Genomic DNA, 23,327 nt, shown 5'->3' on the forward strand with positions numbered 1-23,327 from the left:
TTAATTTAGAAAAGAAACCAAAGGCTGTATAAACGACTCAAAACGCTCAATGTGTGGCATGTGGCCAATATTAGGAATTTCAACTAGTTTCGCGTTCGGAATTTTCTTTTGCGTTTCCTTGCCTAAATTTTCATACAACCCCATTGTCTTTCGTACCTCTTCACTTACTAATGGTTTTCCTAGAGCCGTTCTATCTCTTGTACCAATAAGTAACAAAGTAGGACATTTTATATTTTGAAACTCATACACTACAGGTTGGGTAAAAATCATATCATAAGTCAAAGCCGCATTCCATGCATATTTTTTAAAATCAGGATTCAATGTCCAACCTGCCAAAAGATTGACCCATTCATCGTATTCTGGTTTCCATTTTCCATCATAATAACTCTCTAATTGGTATTTCTTAATCTTTTCATAGGATTGTGCCAACTCATTTTTACACCACCAATCCACTTCTTTATACGGCACTTTTAATTTCCAATCTTCTAACCCAATAGGATTTTCCAAAATCAATTTCTCTACCGTTTCGGGATACATTAAAGCAAAACGAGTCGCAAGCATGCCCCCCATAGAATGACCTAAGACTGCCACTTTTTGAATTCCCAATCCATCCAAAATCTGTTTTGTATTGGTTGCCAATTGCTGAAAACTATATTGAAAATTCATAGGCTTATCTGATTTACCAAAACCGATTTGGTCTGGCACAATCACACGATATCCTTTTTTTGTAAGTGCCTCGATGGTAGTTTTCCAATACGCTCCATTAAAATTCTTACCATGCAACAACATGACATTCTTACCATTATAATTATCTGGTTTCACGTCCATATAGCCCATCTGCAATTCTTGTTGTTGGGTAACTATAGTAACATAATGAACAGGAAAAGGATATTTATAGTTCTTTAAATTGATATCTAATTCTTTTAATTGATGTTGTTGGGCAAATGAGAACAAACTCAGAAATAAACAACTAATGATTAAGGGGAACTTCATGGGATACTTTTTTTTTATAAAAGTAAATTTAGGGATAATGATTTTTTAAGAAGAAGCCATTATGAAAACTTTACAATTTCTACTCATTACGAATCCACAGAACCCTCAGCATCAAAATACTTGGAATATCCTAAAATGTACTTCCAAAAACAGTTGCAAGTTGTATCTTTGCCGCTTAACTATTGGAAGATTTATCATGCGAATCGACATTATTACCGTGTTACCTGAATTGTTACGAAGTCCGTTTGAAGCTTCGATTATGAAACGAGCTATAGACAAAGGACTTGTTGAAGTTCATTTCCATAATTTGAGAGACTATACCACTAACAAGCAAAAAAGTGTGGATGACTATCCCTATGGTGGTGGTGCAGGAATGGTCATGACGGTACAACCTATAGACGATTGTATTACACATCTTACCAGCCAACGTACGTACGACGAGATTATATACATGTCACCGGATGGCGAAACATTGAATCAAAAAATGTGCAACACCATGTCGATGTATGAAAATATCATTATCCTATGCGGTCATTACAAAGGCGTGGATCAAAGAGTACGCGACCATTTTATTACCAAAGAAATTTCGATAGGTGACTATGTTTTAAGTGGAGGTGAATTAGGAGCCATCGTACTTTCAGATGCTTTAATCCGATTAATTCCTGGGGTTTTAAGTGACGAAACCTCCGCTTTGACTGATAGCTTTCAAGACAATTTATTATCCCCTCCTATTTATACACGTCCAGCCGATTACAAAGGATGGAAGGTTCCAGAGGTATTATTGAGTGGGAATTTTGCCAAAATTGACAAATGGCATGAAGACATGGCGTATGAACATACTAAGAATAGAAGACCGGATTTACTAGAATAAATCAGTGGTCAGTATTCAGCTTTTCAGTATTCAGTTTTTTCAAAACAAAATCATGAATAGCATTCATCCCACTTAGGATAATCAAATTAAACTGAACACTAAAAAAATGACCACTGAATACTTTAAAATAAAGTTTGAAATTTAAAACAAAAGTCATACTTTTGCGCCCACATTTGATCAACCTCTGGCGATACCCGTGAATGTTGGTCCGATTTTAAACCATAATTAGCATATAAAATGGCAAATTTAGTAGATTTCGTTAATAACGAATTTGTAACAAAAAAAGAATTCCCTGAATTCGGAGCTGGAGATACTATCACAGTTTACTACGAAATTAAAGAGGGTGAAAAAACAAGAACTCAGTTCTTTAAAGGAGTTGTAATCCAAAGAAGAGGTACTGGAAGTACTGAAACTTTTACAATTCGTAAAATGTCAGGTTCAGTAGGTGTTGAGCGTATCTTCCCTATCAACTTGCCAGCTTTACAAAAAGTTGAAATCAACAAGAAAGGTGCTGTACGTAGAGCAAGAATTTTCTACTTCAGAGAACTTACTGGTAAAAAAGCAAGAATTAAAGATAAAAGAAGATAATTCATTATCTCTTAATCCTAAAAGTCTCGTTCCGAACAATCGGAATCGGGACTTTTTTTTTGCGCCAATTTCAAACACAAAACCAAAACTAGATTCAACACAAAAAAACCATCAGTTTAATACCCCCCTTCAACCAACAGGGATTAAAACAAGAAAATCACCTCTTTTAAAACCAAAAACCTTAAAAAGACTACCCCAATACCCCTAATTATACCATTTCTCACATATACTCCCAACAACTTCACTAACTTCGCCTTTAATTAAAAAAATAACATTTTAAACCTAAGTCGTTAGTTATACCCTAATTCGGTGAATTCTTGATGAAACGCTCTGTATTTTAGTCTGATTTACATATCTTTGCACGGCTTTAACCAAAGCAAAACATACATTTCACATTCTTGCTTAAGAATTACGCTTATAAAATTTATAAAATGACACAAAAATCAAAGATTGTTTACACATTAACTGACGAAGCACCTTTGTTAGCTACTTATTCTTTTTTACCAATTGTTCAAGCGTTTACAGCGACTGCAGGTATCGAAATTGAAACAGAAGACATTTCTGTTGCAGCACGTATCCTTGCCAATTTTCCTGAGTTTTTGACCGAAGAACAAAGAGTAAAAGACTCCTTAGCTGAGTTAGGAAAATTAGCTACTGCTCCAGAAGCAAACATTATCAAATTACCAAACGTTTCTGCATCAGTTCCTCAATTAAAAGGAGCAATTGCTGAATTGCAAGCACACGGATACGCTGTTCCTAATTATCCTGAGGCTCCACAAACAGAAGCTGAAAAAGAAATCAAAGCTAAATATGCTAAAATATTAGGGTCTGCCGTAAACCCTGTATTGCGCGAAGGAAACTCTGATCGTAGAGCTCCTAAAGCAGTAAAAAATTACGCAAAAGTAAACCCACACTCTATGGGAGCTTGGTCTGCTGATTCCAAAACAGCTGTAGCTTCTATGAGCGAAGGAGATTTTTACGGAAGTGAGCAATCATTGACTGTAGCTGAAGCTACTGATGTAAAAATCGAATTTGTTGCTGAAGACGGTACTACCACTGTTCTTAAAGCAAGTACTCCATTAAAAGCAGGTGAAATTATCGACAGTTCAGTAATGCACTTGAACGCTTTGAAATCTTTTGTGGCACAAACAATTGCTGAAGCTAAAGCACAAGGCGTATTGCTTTCTGTTCACTTGAAAGCTACGATGATGAAGGTTTCTGACCCAATTATCTTTGGAGCTATCGTTGAAGTATATTTCAAAGACGTTTTTGAAAAATACGCTGCCTTATTTGCTGAACTTGGCGTAAATACTAAAAATGGTTTAGGTGACGTATATGCAAAAATTGCAGGTCACGCACAAGAAGCTGAAGTAAAAGCTGCTATCGATCAAGCAATTGAAAATGGTCCAGCTCTTGCTATGGTAAACTCTGACAAAGGAATTACAAACCTTCACGTACCATCAGATGTAATTGTAGATGCTTCAATGCCAGCTATGATTCGTACTTCTGGACAAATGTGGAACAAAGAAGGAAAACAACAAGATACTATCGCTATTATTCCAGACCGTTCTTATGCTGGAGTTTATACGGCAACAATTGATTTCTGTAAAAAGAATGGTGCTTTTGACCCAACAACCATGGGATCTGTTCCAAACGTAGGTTTGATGGCACAAAAAGCAGAAGAATACGGTTCTCATGACAAAACGTTCCAAATGTCAGCTAACGGTAAAGTTCGTGTAGTTGATGTAAACGGAAACGTTTTAATGGAACAAGCAGTGGAAGCAAATGACATTTTCAGAATGTGTCAAGCAAAAGATGCACCTATTCAAGACTGGGTAAAACTAGCCGTTAATAGAGCACGTTTATCTGACACTCCTGCTGTTTTCTGGTTAGACGAAAAAAGAGCACACGACAGACAATTAATCGAAAAAGTAAACACATACCTTAAAAATCACGATACAACTGGATTAGACATCCGTATCTTAAACCCAATTGCTGCTACTCAATTTACTTTAGAAAGAATTGTAAAAGGTTTAGACACGATTTCAGTAACAGGAAACGTATTGCGTGATTACCTTACTGATTTGTTCCCAATTTTAGAAGTAGGAACATCTGCAAAAATGTTGTCTATCGTTCCCTTAATGAATGGTGGTGGATTGTTTGAAACGGGTGCAGGTGGTTCCGCTCCAAAACACGTGGAGCAATTTGTAACTGAAGGTTACTTGCGTTGGGATTCATTAGGTGAATTCTTAGCACTAGGTGCTTCATTAGAGCATTTAGGACAAAGTTTAAACAACGAAAAAGCAATTGTTTTATCGGAGACTTTAGATCAAGCCAATGATGCTTTCTTGCAAAACGATAAATCACCAGCTAGAAGAGTAGGTCAAATTGACAACCGTGGTTCTCACTTTTACTTAGCTTTATACTGGGCACAAGCTTTGGCTGCACAAACTAAAGATGCTGACTTACAAGCCATCTTTGCTCCAATTGCAAAAGAATTAACGGATAATGAAGCTACCATCAATGCTGAATTAATTGGCGCACAAGGAAAACCACAAGAAATTGGTGGTTACTACCAACCCAATCCAGCTTTAGTAAGCAAAGCAATGCGTCCAAGCACAACTTTGAATACTATTTTAGATAAAATTTCAACATTGAAAACGGCTTAATCGTTTTTATACTTACTATTCTAAAGACAACTCGAAAGGGTTGTCTTTTTTTTTGGAGCAAAAACACCTGTTTTCATAACTACCTTCCCTCCCGCTTTTCGTAATGCTGTTAAGTTAAGCTATCGTCAGTTCGAGTTGAAATAAAATTTGCGATAGAAAATTTTATCTCAGTATCGAGAACTCCGGTTTAAACAAAACTTCTCGATACAATTTTTAATAATATAGCTGTCGCATTATTATTAAAAATCACTCGAAGTGACGGTAAACTTCTTAACTTAATGACATTTCGCTTCGGGACGCTGCAATCTTTTCCTTTTTAAAAGAAAAAGGAAAAGGATTGTCGCTTCAATCGGGGCTAAAGTGGACGTTTTATTTTTCATATTTACACATAGGTTGTTGTGTTTTAATTCACTCCAAAACGAATGAAGTTTACACCTCATACATACGAAAAGTGCTCGAAAAATAAAAAGTCCCTTTGATGATTTGTAAAGAATTATCTATATATTAGCATTAAAAATAAAAGCCATTGTTATGGCACAAAGCGCACCTAATTTGGGAGTATTGGAGCCACTTTATGACTCCTATATACAAGTTGTATGCTATTTTAGCGCAACAGAAGAAAATTAGAAGAATCAAAAATAATAGCAAAATAAAAGATGTATTTAGAAATAACTTTATTGTCACTTATAATTGTGGTTTGCTTTGTATTTTTAATCAAAATATTTGTTGGAAAAACTATTCTGAAAACAAATGCCGAATATGGAACACAAGATTTATTAATTGAAAAATCTGGATTTTATTCACTTTGGGTAAATGGTGAAATTTTTTCGAAACCTGCTTTAGAAAAATTCAATGCTATGATAATTAATGAAAACGAAAAACGTTTTTTTGATATGCCTTCATTTTTCAGAGCAAACACAAATAATGGTAGTTCAGGGTCAATATTATTGGAATGTTATTATCTTGAAAAAGGAACATATAAATTTAAAATAGGAAACGGAAGCCAAAGTCATTTAACAAACTTAGACAAAATAGCACGTGAATTTATTCCTGGTAAATTGTCTTATGATTTTGGATATACGGTAAAACGAACTTTACCAGAATTAATTTTCCCTTTATGTTTATTCGGAATAATATTCTCAATAATGCAAATATTAGAAATTTTAAAGTAAAAAAACAGCATACAACAGCTGTTTTGATATAGCTGGAGTTTAGTGGAATTACTGTTTCGCATCAAGTTTTCGTTAAGCCGAAAACTGAAAGGTTACGAACTTCCAGCCATCTCAAAGCAGCAAAACGTTACCAGCAAGCAAAAAACACAACCTAAATGACAGAATTAAATTACAAAGGGAGTAGATGGTTTAAATGTGATTTACATCTACACACAACTGCGAGTAAGTGCTTTGAAGACCAAACTGTAACCGCTAAACAATGGGTTGACAAAGCTATTGAGCAAGGTTTGAATTGTGTTGCTGTTACTGACCATAATACAGGAGCGAGTATTGATGAAATAAAAGAAGCTGCGAAAGACACTTCATTGACAATCTTTCCAGGGGTTGAAATAACTTGTGATGCAAGTAAGGTTCATTTGCTTATAATTTTTGACACAACTAAAACTACTGCGGACATAAGAGATTTTCTTGTTAGAGCGAATATCAAAGCGGAAGATTTTGGGAAACAAGAGGCGGCAACCATTTCTAGCATTTTTGAAATATCCGAATTAGCTATAAAAGATGGAGCATTAGTAATTCCAGCACATATTGACGAATACAACGGACTTGGCTCTGTGAGTGTTGGAAATTTAAAAAAATTATATGCCGAATATGAGATAAACGCGGTTCAAGTAGTTCATAAGGAATTTTTAGATCCTGCTTTACAAACGACAGGTAATGTAGACTTGAAAGTACAGTTGAACGATTATTATAATAATCCAACACCTTCAATCGAAGATTCAACGATTAAAGAATGGTACACTTCTGTAAAATACGCCTTAGAATCTAAAAAAGCTATTGTAACTTTCTCCGACAACCCACACGCACCAAAAAATTCTAAACACGGCTTAGATGGAATTGGAACTAGGTTTACTTGGATAAAAATGGGCGACACGCCTTCACTTGAAGGTTTGAGACAAGCCTTTTTATTGCCTGATTTCAGAATTAAGAATGATTTTAATTCTCCTAATTCGCCTTATAATCTTCCAGACTTGTGGATTAAATCTATTACGGTTTCTAATTCAACAATAACAAAAGACAACATTCCTCTAAAAATAGATTTTAACCCACAATTAACTACAATCATTGGAGGACGTGGTAGTGGAAAATCAAGCATTTTGAGATTTATTCGAGGCTTGTTTAATCGCACAAATGATTTAGCCGATTTAACAGAAATTCTTGAAGACCATAATCACTTTTATAAACGTTTTGACACTAGAACTCAAAAAGGTGTTATCAAGGAAGACACTTCAGTTGAGATAGAGTTTATAAGAAATAGTATTATTTATAAAATAATAGCAAGCAATATTTCTAATTCAGTTAATCAAACAATCATTATTCAGAAATACGATTCAGAAACAGATGATTGGATTTTGGAGGAAGCTGAATCATTTATTGACTTTTTTCAATATGAGCAATATTCTCAAAAACAGATATATGAAATAGCTCAAGAACCTAATTCATTAAGAGAGAGAATTGATAAATCTATATCTGGAATGGAATCTCTTGTAAATGAGAGAGAAATAATTAAAAAAGAGTTTTTAGAGAAATCAGCTTCCATAAGAACAATAAGACAACAAATTTCGGGAAAAGGAAAATTACAAACTGAAATAACGGATTTAGACGCTCGGATTAAATTATTACAACAAAGTGGTATAGCTTCATTGCTAACTTCAAAAAATACGTTCACAAGTCAAAAAAAGACTATTGATGAATTTCTTCTAGAAGCCAAAAACAATGAGGATGAAATCGAAAATCTTTCCAATACTCTTAAAATAGAAGAAATTGATTTTACAGAATTTGACACAAAGTATTCTGACGAAATTTCTCCATTAAGCAAAAGTGTTGTTGATGGTTATGAAGAAGTCAAACGTGAAATAGAGGCTTTAAAACAAAAAGCAGAGAAATTGAGAACCGACTTTATCTCCTCATTGCCTTTAACAAATTGGAATAAAGATTTTGACCAAAATAATCTTGATTTCAACGCCAAAAAAATTGAATTAGAAGCTCAAGGAATTGATGACATTTCTAATTATGAAAAACTTTCAGAAGCTAAAAAAGCAAAAGAATTAGAGCTAGAAAAAATAATAACCATTGAACTAAGTCTTATAACTGAAATAGCTGAAAGAGAAAATCTACAAAATCAATTCTTGCAGAAGACTAAAGACATTACTGTCTTGAGAAAAAATTTTGTAGCTGACTTAATGCAAGATGATAAAGTAAAAGTTTCAATTAAGCAATTTAGAAATAAAGCTGATTTTGTAAATAAAATTAGAGCTATTACTCAAAGATGGACTGGTTTCGAAACTGATATCGATTCATTGGTTGACATTTGTTTTAATGGCAATGTTGAGAATAAAATTAAAGATGTTCGCGATATCTTTTTAAAAATTAAAAAAGAGGAAACCGTAACAAATGTTAGTAGGTACTTCGTGAATTTAGTCAAAGGAATGTCTGAATCTCAAATTGATGAAATTGAGTTACTAATTCCCGAAGATGAAATTGATATACAATACAAACCTTCGGGTTCATCTACATTCAAGCCATTGTCCACAGCATCAGCAGGTCAAAAAACAACAGCGATTTTGACATTTATTCTTTCTCAAGGTAATACACCTCTTTTGTTAGACCAACCAGAAGATGATTTAGACAATAGATTAGTATATGAATTAATTGTTGACCGCTTAAAACAAGCTAAAGAAAATAGGCAAATCATAGTAGTTACCCATAATGCAAATATTCCAGTAAATGGAGATGCTGAATATATTTTGTCAATGGATTCTGAAAGTAAGAATCTAGAAGTTCTATATTCTGGAACAGTTGAAGAACCGACAATTAAAAAAGAAATTTGTGACGTTATGGAAGGAAGTGAAAAGGCTTTTAATATGCGTTCTGAAAGATATAAACATATAAAATAGCCAGCTGGTAACAATGTATATAAAAAATAGGCGAAATAGTAATAAATTCAAGGCTTTTGGCTCGTATCAAATTTTGTGCTTAACCGAAAGTTTCGTGCTTTGAAATCGCCCACTTTTCATATACTAGACCGTTATGCCTCAGTTTAAAAGAACCGAAAATGGAAAACATACACGAATTAATTGAGTACAATCTTAAATTTATAAAAAACAAAACTAACTTTAGAATAAGACGACTTGAGTTAAAAAATTTAGAAGGAAATACGTTGCCCACAAACGATTGTATCTCTTTGCATAGAATATTAATAGAAAAGAATCTTTTGTTTGAAAATGAACATAAAGATTTATTTTTAACTGGACTTGCAGAAGAAATAATATTAAACGGAGGTTGGATAAAACATTTAGAATTAGAAAAACTGAAATCAGAAAAAGCAGAATTTAAAGATGTTTTAGAAATCGAAAATCTAAAACTACAAAAAGAAAATTCTGAATACACTAAAACTTTACGCCAAAAAGAAGCTGAAATCCGAAACCTAACTAGGGATAATTTAAGGCTTAATAATTGGGATATTAGATTTAGATGGGTAATTGCTATAATAACATTTTTAATTGGATTCATAACTAAATATTTTATTGATAACTAACAAGGTATTTTATCAAAGCTAATGTTCCGACTATCAAAAAGGAATAGACTAGGAATTGAGCAACTTTACTTAAAATATATTCTATCAAATAAAACGTATCGGAACTAAAAAAAGTTTTTATTTTAGACATAATAACAAAGATTAAATTTACTTCCGACTTAAAAGCGGTGCGAAAGCGAAACCGAAAATTGAAACGTGAAAATTGGAATGGTTAAAAAACCGAAGGCATAACAGCTGTCTGTGGCTATTGTGGAATTTAGTGGAATTACCGTTTCGCAATCCTATTTTCGTTAAGCCGAAAATACACAGGTTACGAACTTCCACAACAGCCACAGGCAGCGGAACGTTATAGGCAACTCTAAAAACAGTACTACAAAGAAAATATGGGAGCTTGGGGAACAGCAATATCATCTAACGACACTTACGCTGACATTTACGTTGAGTTTTTCAACCTGTATAATGACGGACTTGACGTTACAGAAATTTCAAAGAAGTTAATTGCTGACAATCAAGAAACCATTTACGACACGGACGATTGTAATAACTTTTGGTTTGCGTTAGCAAAAGCACAATGGGAATGTAAACAACTAGACAAAGACATTTTCAACCGAGTAAAAAAGGGTATTGAAACAGGTGCAGACCTTGAAGTATGGCGACAACTTGAAGCAGACGAAAAGGACATTAAAAAGCGTAAAGCAATTCTTAAAAAATTTCTTACAGACCTACAAACAGAAAAACCAAAAGCAAAGTCAAGAAAAAAGAAAATAATTCGACAGCCTATATTTGAGAAAGGCGATTGTGTGATATTCGAACTTGAAAATAAGAATTATGGTGGAGCAATTGTTTTAGAAGCTATAAAAGACACCGAATTAGGACTTAATTTAATTGCTTTAACCAGGATAAATAGTAAAGTAAAACCACTATTGATAGATTTTGAAAATTCTGAAATACTGACAAAATCATTTGCGAACTGGAAAAATGAAATTGAAATTGGTTGGTGTTATGCTATTGGAATAAAAACAGACAAAACCGAATATGAAGTTTTAGGCAAAATCAAAGTTGACTTTAATTACCCTGTGAATGTTGGTTCTGGATACTATTTCAATGGAACTATTGACAAAATGAAAGAGTATGCACAAAATCAATTTGAGTATGAAAAAGATAATCCAAAGCCACCGAAAAAACTGACAGTAAAAGAATTAATAAAAAAGAAAGGTTGGAAGTTTTGGTAAAAAGAGCTGCCTATAATCGAGTAGACGGCTCTGCCAGTAACTGACAGAGTGCGCCTCTCACACCACCGAGCCCTTCGGCTTCGCTCAGGACAGGCCAAGCGGGTCATCCCTCGAATCGGGACAGGCTAGACTCGGCGGTTTCCCGAAATGATTTCGGAAAAACTCCAAATGATGATTTAGTTTGATGTAAACATCTGTCAAGGATTGATAGCCTTTTTGTCTTAGGCGCTTCAAAGTGATAGTTGAACCTAAAATAGGACTCTGCGAAATTGCCAAACTCCTTTTTCTTGTCCGACTAAAAGTGAGATGTTATCGCAAAAAAATCGAAACCCACAATCATTACGTTCAAATTTCATATATTTGTACGTATAAATATATTAAGCTATGGATACTAAACTCACATTAAAGCTTGACCAAGAGGTGATTGAAAAAGCGAAACAGTACGCAGCTGAAAAAAAAGTAAGTTTATCACGAATTATAGAAAACTATCTTAATTCTTTGACTTCAGAAAAAACTACTAATGATATCCAAATTTCACCGTTTGTAAAAAGCCTTTCTTCCGGAATTAATATTCCAGCTGATTATGATTATAAAAAAGATCGTGCTGATTATTTAGACCAAAAACACAAATGAGCAGAATCTTCTTAGACACTAACGTAATATTAGATTTATTGGGAGAAAGAGTTCCTTTTTTTGATTCAATTGCTAAAGTTGCAACCTTGGCAGATCAAAAAAAGCTTTCTCTAATTGTTTCACCTCTTTCATTCACGACAATAGAGTACGTTTTAAATAAATATGAACCTTCAGAAACTGTACTGAATAAACTTCGAAAGTTTAAAATAATCTGTGAGGTCTGTGAGGTTAACGAAGAAACAATAGACAAAGCGTTGAATTCCAATTTCAAAGATTTTGAAGATGCTGTTCAATATTTTTCCGCTTTACAATCTAACTGCTCCATAATTATAACCAGAAACGCAAAAGACTTTAAAAATGCTACAATACCGATTATGACAGCGGATGAGTATTTAAGCAGCATAATGTAAAGGGACAGCCTCGATGGCTATGTGTTATCCACACATCAATAGTGTGAAAATGTTATGCGCGCCCAAAAACTACACCTACAAAGTGATATTTAAAAAACTACATTAATAAAATGAAGTTATTTAAAAGACAATACCATTCAACATTCCCTTAATACTCATGACAATTAACACAGTTTTAATGCATGTTTATTAGCTAATTACTTATAGATTCCTCAAATTTGCGTTTCAAATTCATCATTATGTTTGACACGAAAAAAATCGCTATACTTTTCTTTTTAGTAAATTGTTTTAGTGGCTTCGCACAAATTACAAACGGCAACGAACAAGCAAAGCAAAAATTCACTTTAAGTGGGACTATATCAGATAGTAAAAACAACGAAACCTTAATAGGCGTCAATATCTACATCCCTGAGACCCAATCCAGCATCAACACCAATCAATACGGATTTTATTCCATCACCTTACCCAAAGGCACCTATACCGTTTTGGTAAGCTATATTGGTTTTCAGAATACGACTAAAAAAATTAATCTTGACCAAAACACCAAATTAAATTTCAATCTGTCCGACAGTCAAGAAGAATTAAAAGAAGTTATCATAACTGGAACTAGTACCAGCACACAAATACGAAAACCCGAAATGAGCGTCAACAAACTCTCTATTTCGTCGATTAAAAAAATGCCTGTGGTTCTTGGTGAGGTCGATGTAATCAAATCACTCTTGTTACTCCCAGGTGTTACCAATGCAGGAGAAGGCGCTTCTGGCTTTAATGTCAGAGGGGGTGGAGCTGATCAAAACTTAATACTTTTAGACGAAGCTACCATCTTTAATTCATCGCACGTATTTGGTTTTTTCTCTGTGTTCAATCCTGACGCTATCAAAGATTTAAAGTTGTACAAAGGTGGAATTCCAGCAAATTTTGGAGGTCGGGCCTCCTCTGTTTTGGATATTTATCAAAAAGACGGAAGCAGTAAAGCTTTTCATGCCAATGGAGGAATTGGACTCATCTCGAGTCGCCTCTTGCTCGAAGGGCCATTAGTAAAGGACAAAGGCTCCTTTTTGATTGGGGGACGTAGTTCGTATGCGCATTTGTTCCTAAAACTTTCTGAAGAACAAAAAAACAATTCGGCTTACTTTTATGATTTGAATACCAAATTGAGCTACAAACTCAATGATAACAATAATTTGTATCTCTCAGGTTATTTTGGGAGAGATGTTTTTGCTATCAATAAAAGTTTTTCCAATACGTATGGTAACGCTACTTTGAATTTAAGGTGGAACCATCTCTTTAGCGATAAATTGTTTTCCAATTTATCCGTAATCTATAGCGATTATTATTATGGATTAGATTTGGATTTTGTTGGATTTAATTGGGATTCAGGCATCAAAAATTACAATATCAAATATGATTTTAAAAACTATATTTCAGATAAATTCAAATTAAATTACGGCGTTAATGCCATTTATTATTCCTTTAATCCCGGTACCATCAAGCCTTCAGATGCGAATTCGGGCATTAATTTTGACCAATTGGACAAAAAATATGCTTTTGAACCGGCATTGTACCTCAGCGCAGAGCATGAACTTTCTAAAAAAATCGCCCTAACGTATGGATTGCGATACAGTTTGTTCTATCGTTTGGGGCAATCCACAATGAATCTTTACAGCAATGACAATCCTGTCCTTTTTAATACTGACTTACAGATTTACGAAAAAGCCACACCTATTGGCACAACATTTTTCAGCAAGAACAAAGTCATTCAGCGCTATGATAATATGGAGCCTCGCTTAGCCATTTCCTATCAACTGAACGACAACGCTTCGGTAAAGGGAAGTTACAATCGCATGGTGCAATACCTACAATTAATTTCGAACACCTCCTCTCCTACTCCTTTGGACGTATGGACACCAAGCGATAATTTCATCAAACCACAGCTCGCTGACCAAGTAGCCGTGGGGTATTTTAGAAATTTTAAGAACAAAATGTACTCCTTGGAGGTGGAAACCTATTATAAAAAAATAAAAAACAGATTGGATTATATCGATGGTGCCGATTTAATTGCTAACAAAGCCATTGAACAAATTGTACTTAACGGTCAAATGCGTTCCTATGGATTAGAAATTATGTTTCGCAAGAACGAAGGCAATTTGAACGGATGGATTTCTTACACCTTATCCAAATCTGAGCAACAAACTCCAGGAAGAACTCCAGAGGAATTAGGAATCAATAACGGCGCTTGGTACAGTTCGGTTTACGATAAAACACACAATTTAGCACTAACAGGAGCTTACAAAAAAAATGAAAAATGGAGTTTTGGAGTGAATTTCATTATCCAATCAGGACAGCCCGTTACCTATCCTAACAGCCAATACTATTATTCAGGGATTGCAGTACCCAGTTATGGCTTGCGTAACGAAAACCGCCTACCCGCCTACCATCACTTAGACGTTTCAGCAACCTTGACTCCAACTAAAAATCAAGACCGAAACTGGAAAGGAGAATGGGTATTTAGCATTTACAATCTTTACAATCGTAAAAATGCTGCTTCCATCAACTTTAGACAAAATGAAGATACGGGAGCCAATCAAGCCGTTCGAACCTCCATTTTTGGAATTGTTCCTGCGGTGAGTTATAATTTCAAATTCTAATCTCATGAAAAAATTACATACTTTATTTTTATTTTTAAGTTTGATTTTCTTTACCAGTTGTGAAGATGTTATCCCAGTGGACCTTGACACGGCACCACCAAAATTAGTGGTGGAAGCCATCATAAAATGGGAAAAAGGCACCGATGGCAAAAATCAAAAAATAAAATTGACCACCACTGCTTCTTATTTTAGCAATCAAATACCAGTGGTTTCAGGGGCAACTATTAGCATCAAAAACAGCAGCAATACCATTTTTAATTTTACTGAAATTGGGGCTACTGGCGAATATATGTGTTCCAATTTTGTTCCAGTAATCAACGAAACCTATACGTTGACCATTTTGCACAATGGAAATACCTATACCGCTACCGAAACTTTAAAATCAGTAGCTCCAATTGAAGAAGTTACCCAAAAAAACGATGGAGGCTTTACAGGAACTGACATCCAAATTAAAACTTTTTACACAGACCCTGCTAACGAAGTCAATTACTATTTGTATCAATACAGCTATAACAATCAAATTTTACAAAACTTTTATGCGGACGAGGATAGTTATTTCCAAGGCAATCGCTTTTTTAGTTTATCACAAAAAGACAATTTAAAAGCGGGTGACCAAGTAACCATAACCCACTATGGCATTTCTAAAAGTTATTACAACTACATGAATATTTTAATCAGTATTGCTGGCGGTGGCGGCGGTGGTCCTTTTCAAGCACCTCCAGCCACAGTGAGAGGGAACATCATCAATACTACGGACAAAAACAATTATGCTCTGGGGTATTTTACTCTAAACGAAATTGACACTAAAACTTATACCATTCAATAGTTCAAACGAGTAAAAAACAGCTTTAAAAACAGCTAAAAGACTATTTTCTTTAATGGCTTTGGTACCGTTTTGATTTTGATTTGAAAAGCCAATAAGTCCTCCTTTTTTCTATCTTTACGGCACAAAATCACATTTTATGTCCTCACATCATATCGTAAAAGACGACCAAGAGCCCGCTTTAATCATTGCCAATGGAGCTTCCTGCCATCCGGAACTACTGGGACAACTACTAGAATGGTCCCCGATTGTGATTGTGCTGGATTCCGCAATAGAAAGGGTTATGGCGCTAGACATCAAGGTCGATGTGCTGTTAGGGGATTTTGACCGTGATTTTGATGCCCATTATTACAAAGAAAAACAATACCCTCTTGAAATCGTTCACGCTCCTGATCAAAACAAAACCGACTTAGAAAAAGCCTTCGACTACCTTATTGAAAGGAACATTCCTGCGGTGAATGTTATTTGGGCAACAGGAAAAAGAGCCGACCATACCATCACAAACTTGACCACGATTGCTCAATACCGCAACAGCTTGAAAATCGTGGTGCTTGACGACCATTCTAAGGTATTTTTATTGCCTCGAAAATTCGAAAAATGGTATCCTGCCAACACCATTATTTCTTTGATTCCAATTGGTGAAGTCAAAGGAATATGCTCAAAAAATCTATATTATCCATTAGAAAATGATACGCTCACCTTGGGCTACCGTACCGGAAGTAGTAATCATGTCGCACAAGATGGTTTGGTTCTGATTGAACACCAAGAAGGTAATTTATTGCTTATGGAATGTATGGATTAAACTTAAATTTACACCCGTTGGCTGAATTAATGAGATTCATTAAAAAATGGCAATTCCAATTTAAATCTAAAGTTATTTATACCTAACATGTCAGTCTGAGCTGAGCTTATCGAAGGGTCGAATACTTCATATATGATACATTTCGTCAAGCTCAATGTGACAATAAGTATTAAATTAATTTCACCAGATGGGTTAAATTTAAACCAAATTTACACCGTCAAAACAATTTAATAACCTAGTTAACACCTTACCCTAACATTACTATCGAAAAATGATACCTAATTCACTCTAAAATAACCATTTGTAAAACATAATTCCATTTTAAAACCTTACCTTTGCAACGAAATTAAAAGGAAAAATGTCTAAAGTAGTTACGGAAAAAATCAACTTACATCCACGCAATTTACACCGTTCGCGTTATAATTTTGAACAACTTACAGCCAGTTGTCCTGAACTAAAACCTTTCGTTTTTATGAACGAACAGGATGCTATTACTTTAGGAGAAACAATCGACTTTAGCAATCCATTGGCTGTAAAGACATTAAACAAAGCCCTTTTAAAAACCAATTACGGCATCCAAAACTGGGATATCCCCAACGATTATTTGTGTCCCCCTATTCCAGGAAGAGCCGATTACATCCATAATATCGCCGATTTATTGGCCGAAAGCAACAACGGTATAATCCCTACAGGAACAACAGTGGAAGGCTTAGATATTGGTGTGGGAGCCAACTGTATTTATCCCATTTTAGGAAACGCAATTTACGATTGGAGTTTTGTAGGAACAGATATTGACGAAAAAGCGTTATCCAATTGTAGTGCCATTATTGAAGCCAATCCTAAACTAATCGATGCCATAAGCCTACAGCAACAAATTGAGTCTCGATTCATTTTTAAAAACATCATTACCCCCGAAGATCGTTTTGCGTTTACCATTAGTAATCCCCCATTTCACAAATCAGCTGAGGAAGCAAGCAAAGGCAATCTGCGTAAAATAAGTAATTTAGAAAACAAGAAAGCAACCAAAACCCAACTGAACTTTGGCGGTCAAAACACCGAATTATGGTGTGATGGTGGCGAACTGGCTTTTATTACCCAAATGATATACGAAAGCGCTCGCTATCCTATGCAATGTTTATGGTTCACTACCTTAGTTTCTAAGCAATCCCACCTCAAAAGTTTGCATAAAACCCTTAGCAAAGTCAACGCGGCACAAATACATACTATCGAAATGGCGCAAGGACAAAAAACCAGCCGTCTTTTAGCTTGGTCGTTTTTGAGTAAAAAACAACAAGAAGATTGGAAGTTTGAAGAACCAAAATTTAAAGTGTATTAATTTTTAGATTTTCCTTACTCTGTCCTTTATTATTATTGTTTTATGTGGCCAAAGGCTAGTAACTTTTCATTTTACTTTGAGAGGCAAATGAATTGCCAATAAACTTTGTAACTTTGCCATCTGAACTTTTGCAACACAAAAACAATGAATTTCCAAGTCGTATCCGATTACCAACCCAAAGGAGATCAACCAGAAGCTATTAAAAAATTAGCTCAGGGCATCCGTGAGGGTGACGAACACCAAACACTATTAGGAGTAACGGGTTCAGGAAAGACATTTACTGTTGCCAATGTGATTCAGGAAGTGCAACGCCCTACGCTGGTCTTGGCACACAATAAAACTTTAGCAGCCCAATTGTATTCGGAATTCAAACAATTTTTCCCTAATAATGCGGTAGAATATTTTGTTTCTTATTACGATTATTACCAACCAGAGGCTTTTATGCCAGTAACAGGAGTTTTCATTGAAAAAGATTTGTCTATCAACGAAGAACTCGAAAAGATGCGTTTGAGCACCACCTCTTCGCTACTTTCGGGAAGAAGAGACATTCTTGTGGTCGCTTCTGTTTCTTGTTTGTATGGTATTGGAAATCCTGTCGAATTTCAAAAAAATGTGATTGCTATCGAAAGAGATCAGGAAATCTCTCGTACCAAATTACTACACAGCTTAGTACAAAGTTTATATTCTCGAACTGAAGCCGACTTTGCGCCTGGGAATTTTAGAATCAAAGGTGATATTGTCGAAGTCTATCCAAGTTATGCTGATGACGCTTATCGCATTCACTTTTTTGGTGATGAAATTGAAGAAATTGAATCTTTCGACATTAACACTTCAAAAGTAATTGAACGTTTTGAAAAACTAACGATTTACCCCGCCAATATGTTTGTGACTTCACCTGATGTATTGCAAGGAGCGATTTGGGAAATCCAACAAGATTTGGTCAAACAAGTCGATTATTTCAAAGAAATAGGCAAACATCTCGAAGCAAAACGTTTGGAAGAACGCACCAATTTTGACCTAGAAATGATTCGGGAATTAGGATATTGTTCGGGTATCGAAAATTACTCTCGTTACCTAGACGGCAGGCAAGCAGGTACGCGACCGTTCTGTTTGTTGGATTATTTCCCAAAAGATTATTTGATGGTCGTGGACGAAAGTCACGTAACCCTCTCACAAGTGCACGCCATGTACGGTGGTGACCGAAGCCGTAAAGAAAATTTAGTGGAATACGGTTTCCGTTTACCAGCAGCTATGGACAATCGTCCCTTAAAATTTGACGAATTTGAAGCCATGCAAAATCAGGTAATTTATGTTTCGGCCACCCCAGCCGATTATGAATTGCAAAAAAGTGGTGGTGTATATGTGGAACAGGTCATTCGTCCAACGGGATTATTGGATCCTATTATTGAAATTCGTCCTAGTTTGAACCAAATTGACGATTTGATTGAAGAAATCCAACAACGGTGTGAATTGGACGAACGTGTTTTAGTAACCACACTAACCAAACGAATGGCAGAAGAATTGGCTAAATACTTGACCAAAGTTTCCATTCGTTGCCGTTACATCCACTCTGATGTAGATACACTAGAACGAATAGAAATCATGCAGGATTTGCGAAAAGGCTTGTTTGATGTCTTGATTGGTGTCAACTTATTACGTGAAGGTCTGGATTTACCTGAGGTATCATTGGTTGCTATTTTGGACGCTGATAAAGAAGGATTCTTACGTTCGCATCGTTCGCTTACGCAAACCATTGGTCGAGCCGCTCGTAACCTCAACGGAAAAGCCATCATGTATGCAGATAAAATCACCGCCAGTATGCAAAAAACCATTGATGAAACAGAATACCGTCGTACCAAACAAATCAATTTTAATACGGCTAACAATATTGTTCCAAAAGCATTAAACAAAAAAATTGACAGTGCTTTTACCAATAATAAATTGGTGGAATACGAATTAGGACATACGTTACACACAGCTGCTGAACCCGAAACGGAATATTTATCGAAAGCAGAAACAGAGAAACGCATTCGCGAAAAGCGAAAAGCCATGGAAAAAGCCGCCAAAGAACTCGACTTTATGCAAGCCGCCAAATTGAGGGATGAGATAAAAGCTTTACAGGAAAAATTATAAAAAAACCGTTGTCCTAAGAAAACAACGGTTTTTGGTATTTAAAATCTAAACTTTTAATTAGCTCCTTTTCTGAAAATATAAATAATAAACGCAAAAGGACTATCTTTAGTAGTTGAAGTCGTTTTTGCATATTTATAATCATAAGGAAATCTCACTTTCAAAACCGTGTCTGTCAACTCTACAATCTCTAGGTTTCTTGAGCCAAATTCATCAGAATTTGCCGTAGTAATCGTCTTGTCATTTAAAGTCCATGTTCCATTGTAGTCAACTGTGTTAGAACAATCATCATAGTAACTTTCTTTGAGAACAGTCCCTCCTAAAAATTGAAGATAATCCTTTTTTGTTTCGCAATCACTATCCCAATCGTACAAGGTTTCTTTACCAGTAGTATCTACATAACCTGATTGCATAAATTCCCATTTCCCTACTAATAAATCCTGTGTAGTGGGATCGTCATCTTTTGAACAAGAAACCACACACAAAGAAACCATAAGAGCCAGCATTAGCATTTTTAAATTTTTCATTTTTTATTTATTTAAGATGTTTAACTTTAATCAAATGTATTATACCCGTTTTAATAAAACCGTTGTGACTTTACCAACGGTATGTTTGATTTCACAAACGGTATGCTTTAACTATTTTGGATTCTATTTCTAAAAAATCCGTTACTCCAAAAGAACTGAGCAACGGATTTTTGACCAAAAGAAACTTAACCTATTCTTTTACTATTTTTTGTGTCGTTACTGCTCCATCAACGGCTTCAACACGCACAAAATAATTGCCAGATGATAATGATGAAACATTAATTTGTTTATCTGTAGAACTTAAAACTTGAATGCCCAAAACCGAATAAATAGTAGCCAATTTTAATTCTTTCTCCATTTGAATATTCAAAATATCGCTTGCAGGGTTTGGGTAAATGCTTGCTTCAAGGTTGTTTTTAGAAAAATTAGTAGTTGACAAGTTATTTGTAGAATATAAACTTGTGATATCTGCTTGATTTAAAGCGTAGTTGTAAATTTTCAAATCGTCAATGGCTCCACTAAAAAAACCTGTAGAATCATATTCTGTCAATCCCAATCTAAAAAAATCCTGATTGTATGGATTGTTAACAGTGTTCCAAATTGCAGCCACACTTGAAATCAATATCCCATTCTTGTATATTTTTGATGTCGTACCATCATACGTACAAACATAATGATACCAAGTATTGTTTGTATGCGAAGTAGTGATGCTATTATTGCCACCAGAACTTGCAAAAAAGATAGATTGTGCTGGTTTAAACAAAAAACCATTCCCATTTGCTGCATCTCCGTAATGAAAAACATAATTATAATTAGGGTCTAAAGTTGTTGTTTTTACCCAAAAAGACACGGTTCTACTATTTGAACCATAAGGCAATCCGGTAATTTCTGCTATAGCTCCATTACCTGTCAGACTTAAGGCGCTATTTGGATTCTCTTGTCTATCTGATGTATAAGACAGTCCAAAAAAATGACCAAAAGGCGAATTACCATTTACATTATTAGGTGTATTATTAAATGTATATTCTGCAATCAATTGTGGGGGTGCAGCAGTAGTAAAAGTCAATAAATCAGTGATTTCAAAACCATTGCTATTAGTTGCTTCGATTCTGTAATAGTATTGCGTATTAGGCATTAAACCTGTAAAGGTAACACTCCCAGCTGTGTTGGTTGTTCCTGTTGCTGGTACACCAGTAATTTCAGTTTGAATAATTCCTCCATCTAGTGTATAAACTTTTGAAGTTGCATTGCTTCCATTGGCGTTTAAGGTGTAATTAATAGTTGCTGTAGTTTGTGTAACTAATGCTGAAACCCCTGAAATAATCGGAAAAACAGTAGTTGTTGTAAAAGTACCAACAGAGTCACTTGTAGTGGTTCCGTTCGCATTAACCGCTTCAACTTGATAATAATATTGTCTGTTTGGGGTAAGCCCTGTTAGTAAAGTGCTTCCTGCCGTGTTTGAAGTTCCCGTTGCCGAATTACCCACAACTTGACTTGTCATTGTAGCAATAGACAAACCATATTTTACAACAGAAGTAGTATTGAAACCTTGAGCATTTAAAGTATAATTAATAGTAGCACCATTAGTTGTAATTGATGAAGAAGTAACTCCAGAAATTATTGGGACTAAAGCCGCAGTTGTAAAAGAACCTATGGCAGAGTTAGTATAAACCCCAAATGCAAGTGCACGAAATCTAAAATAATAAGTAGTATTGGGTAATAAACCAGTTAAGTTTTTAACAAGATTGTAAGAACCTGCAAAAGTGTTTAGAGACCCTTGATTGGCTGCCGAAGCAACACCCGCAGAAGTTGTGGCAATTTGATACGATACTTGGTAAGTATTATTCAAATTCATATAAACATTCAAATTTGCTGTAGTGGTTGTCACACTTGAAGCATAAGGAGTACCAAAACTAACCTGAGCTTTAGCAAACGAAAATGCCATTATAAAAAAGAAAAGTAAACGTGTTTTCATAGTAATTTGATTTAAAATTTGACTCAAAAGTATCTTACAAAAAATGAATTCAACCTCCCTAATTCACAAACAGTAGGTTTGACTTCATAAATGGTAATTATTTCACAAAACATTCCATTCGCAAATCAAAACAAACTCGTATTTTAGCCACAATTAAATCATATCTTAGATGAGAGCCATTATTGTTGATGACGAACCCAAAGCAAGATCTTTACTTAAAAACATTCTTTTGGAATATGGAAAAGGAATTGAAATTGTTGGGGAAGCCTCTGATGTCAAAACAGCTGTAAAATTGATCAATTCCACAACGGTAGATTTGGTTTTTTTAGATATCGAAATGCCTAATGAAAATGGTTTTTCGTTGTTTGAATACTATGAAAATCCTACTTTCGAAACCATTTTTTGTACTGCTTATTCTGAATATGCCATCAAAGCTTTTGAAGTTTCGGCAGTAGATTATATTTTAAAACCCATCAGCATTAGCAAGCTACAACTGGCTATTGAAAAGGCCATCAAACAACATGGTCAAAACCAAATTAACCATCGCATTGCCGTCTTAAAAGAAAACATCACCGTCAATCAGTTACAAAAAATTGCCTTACCACTTTCTGACGGATTGACTTTCGTTAAAATTGACTCGATTTTATACTTTGAAGCTGACGGTTCTTACACGCATGTCATTACATCGAATGACAAATTTTTAGTGTGCAAAAAAATAAAAGAATTTGAAGAGCTTTTACAAAAGGATTCTCGTTTTTTCAGAGTACACCGTTCGTATATGGTCAACATGCAGCAGATAGAAAAATACAATAAAAAAGAAGGGGCTTCCTTAACCTTTTGCAATAACAAAACCATTCCAATTGCTCGCGAAAAAAAGAATGATTTTGATGCTATTGTTGGCACTTTTAGTGTTTAAAAGC

18 protein-coding genes are annotated in these 23,327 nt (G+C 34.9%); 15 read left to right on the forward strand and 3 right to left on the reverse strand.

The features are described from left to right. Positions 1-993: an alpha/beta fold hydrolase gene (locus K5R64_RS14585; RefSeq protein ID WP_220764470.1), complete on the reverse strand. Its 993-nt coding sequence runs from the start codon at positions 991-993 to the stop codon at positions 1-3. 196 nt (positions 994-1,189) lie between these two features. Between K5R64_RS14585 and trmD the strand changes: the two genes are divergently transcribed. The 14 genes from trmD (at position 1,190) to uvrB (ending at position 19,908) form a co-directional block, all read left to right on the forward strand. After that, positions 1,190-1,864, forward strand: a complete 675-nt coding sequence (gene trmD / locus K5R64_RS14590; RefSeq protein WP_220764808.1) for a tRNA (guanosine(37)-N1)-methyltransferase TrmD — start codon at positions 1,190-1,192, stop codon at positions 1,862-1,864. 237 nt (positions 1,865-2,101) lie between these two features. Beyond that, on the forward strand, positions 2,102-2,452 hold the full coding sequence (gene rplS, locus K5R64_RS14595) for a 50S ribosomal protein L19 (RefSeq protein WP_220764472.1): 351 nt from the start codon (positions 2,102-2,104) through the stop codon (positions 2,450-2,452). A gap of 431 nt (positions 2,453-2,883) precedes the next feature. After that, positions 2,884-5,121, forward strand: a complete 2,238-nt coding sequence (locus tag K5R64_RS14600) for an NADP-dependent isocitrate dehydrogenase (RefSeq protein WP_220764474.1) — start codon at positions 2,884-2,886, stop codon at positions 5,119-5,121. A 656-nt stretch (positions 5,122-5,777) separates the two neighbouring features. After that, positions 5,778-6,293 (forward strand): hypothetical protein, encoded by a 516-nt coding sequence (locus tag K5R64_RS14605; RefSeq protein WP_220764476.1) that lies wholly within the window; start codon positions 5,778-5,780, stop codon positions 6,291-6,293. Between the two features lie 155 nt (positions 6,294-6,448). Continuing rightward, positions 6,449-9,250, forward strand: coding sequence for a TrlF family AAA-like ATPase (locus K5R64_RS14610; RefSeq protein ID WP_220764478.1), 2,802 nt, complete (start codon positions 6,449-6,451; stop codon positions 9,248-9,250). A gap of 158 nt (positions 9,251-9,408) precedes the next feature. Further along, on the forward strand, positions 9,409-9,891 hold the full coding sequence (locus K5R64_RS14615; RefSeq protein WP_157499447.1) for a hypothetical protein: 483 nt from the start codon (positions 9,409-9,411) through the stop codon (positions 9,889-9,891). A gap of 383 nt (positions 9,892-10,274) precedes the next feature. Beyond that, positions 10,275-11,123 carry a hypothetical protein gene (locus K5R64_RS14620; protein WP_220764480.1) on the forward strand — a complete coding sequence of 283 codons (849 nt, stop codon included), beginning with the start codon at positions 10,275-10,277 and terminating at the stop codon, positions 11,121-11,123. 384 nt (positions 11,124-11,507) lie between these two features. Continuing rightward, the gene (locus tag K5R64_RS14625) at positions 11,508-11,756 is read left to right on the forward strand and encodes a DUF6364 family protein (protein ID WP_220764481.1); all 249 of its coding nucleotides are present in this window, start codon (positions 11,508-11,510) and stop codon (positions 11,754-11,756) included. Then, positions 11,753-12,166 (forward strand): PIN domain-containing protein, encoded by a 414-nt coding sequence (locus tag K5R64_RS14630; protein ID WP_220764482.1) that lies wholly within the window; start codon positions 11,753-11,755, stop codon positions 12,164-12,166. The genes K5R64_RS14625 and K5R64_RS14630 overlap by 4 nt, the downstream gene beginning before the upstream one ends. A 239-nt stretch (positions 12,167-12,405) precedes the next feature. Further along, the gene (locus tag K5R64_RS14635) at positions 12,406-14,814 is read left to right on the forward strand and encodes a TonB-dependent receptor (RefSeq protein ID WP_220764483.1); all 2,409 of its coding nucleotides are present in this window, start codon (positions 12,406-12,408) and stop codon (positions 14,812-14,814) included. Positions 14,815-14,818: 4 nt separating this feature from the next. Beyond that, positions 14,819-15,640, forward strand: coding sequence for a DUF4249 domain-containing protein (locus tag K5R64_RS14640; RefSeq protein WP_220764484.1), 822 nt, complete (start codon positions 14,819-14,821; stop codon positions 15,638-15,640). A gap of 136 nt (positions 15,641-15,776) precedes the next feature. After that, entirely contained in the window at positions 15,777-16,439 is a 663-nt protein-coding gene (locus tag K5R64_RS14645) for a thiamine diphosphokinase (protein WP_220764485.1), read from the forward strand. A 358-nt stretch (positions 16,440-16,797) separates the two neighbouring features. Then, entirely contained in the window at positions 16,798-17,775 is a 978-nt protein-coding gene (gene rlmF / locus K5R64_RS14650; RefSeq protein ID WP_220764486.1) for a 23S rRNA (adenine(1618)-N(6))-methyltransferase RlmF, read from the forward strand. 144 nt (positions 17,776-17,919) lie between these two features. Beyond that, positions 17,920-19,908: an excinuclease ABC subunit UvrB gene (uvrB, locus tag K5R64_RS14655; protein ID WP_220764488.1), complete on the forward strand. Its 1,989-nt coding sequence runs from the start codon at positions 17,920-17,922 to the stop codon at positions 19,906-19,908. Positions 19,909-19,961: 53 nt separating this feature from the next. Here the strand turns inward: uvrB and K5R64_RS14660 are convergent, their stop codons facing one another. Both K5R64_RS14660 and K5R64_RS14665 read right to left on the reverse strand, forming a co-directional pair. Continuing rightward, the gene (locus tag K5R64_RS14660) at positions 19,962-20,432 is read right to left on the reverse strand and encodes a lipocalin family protein (RefSeq protein WP_220764489.1); all 471 of its coding nucleotides are present in this window, start codon (positions 20,430-20,432) and stop codon (positions 19,962-19,964) included. A gap of 190 nt (positions 20,433-20,622) precedes the next feature. Continuing rightward, on the reverse strand, positions 20,623-22,407 hold the full coding sequence (locus K5R64_RS14665; RefSeq protein ID WP_220764490.1) for a LamG-like jellyroll fold domain-containing protein: 1,785 nt from the start codon (positions 22,405-22,407) through the stop codon (positions 20,623-20,625). A gap of 169 nt (positions 22,408-22,576) precedes the next feature. Here K5R64_RS14665 and K5R64_RS14670 point away from each other — a divergent pair, with 169 nt between their 5' ends. Continuing rightward, the gene (locus K5R64_RS14670) at positions 22,577-23,323 is read left to right on the forward strand and encodes a LytTR family DNA-binding domain-containing protein (RefSeq protein ID WP_220764491.1); all 747 of its coding nucleotides are present in this window, start codon (positions 22,577-22,579) and stop codon (positions 23,321-23,323) included. Positions 23,324-23,327 lie beyond the last annotated feature (4 nt).

This window comes from Flavobacterium sp. UMI-01 (assembly GCF_019656315.1).
GTDB lineage: Bacteria > Bacteroidota > Bacteroidia > Flavobacteriales > Flavobacteriaceae > Flavobacterium.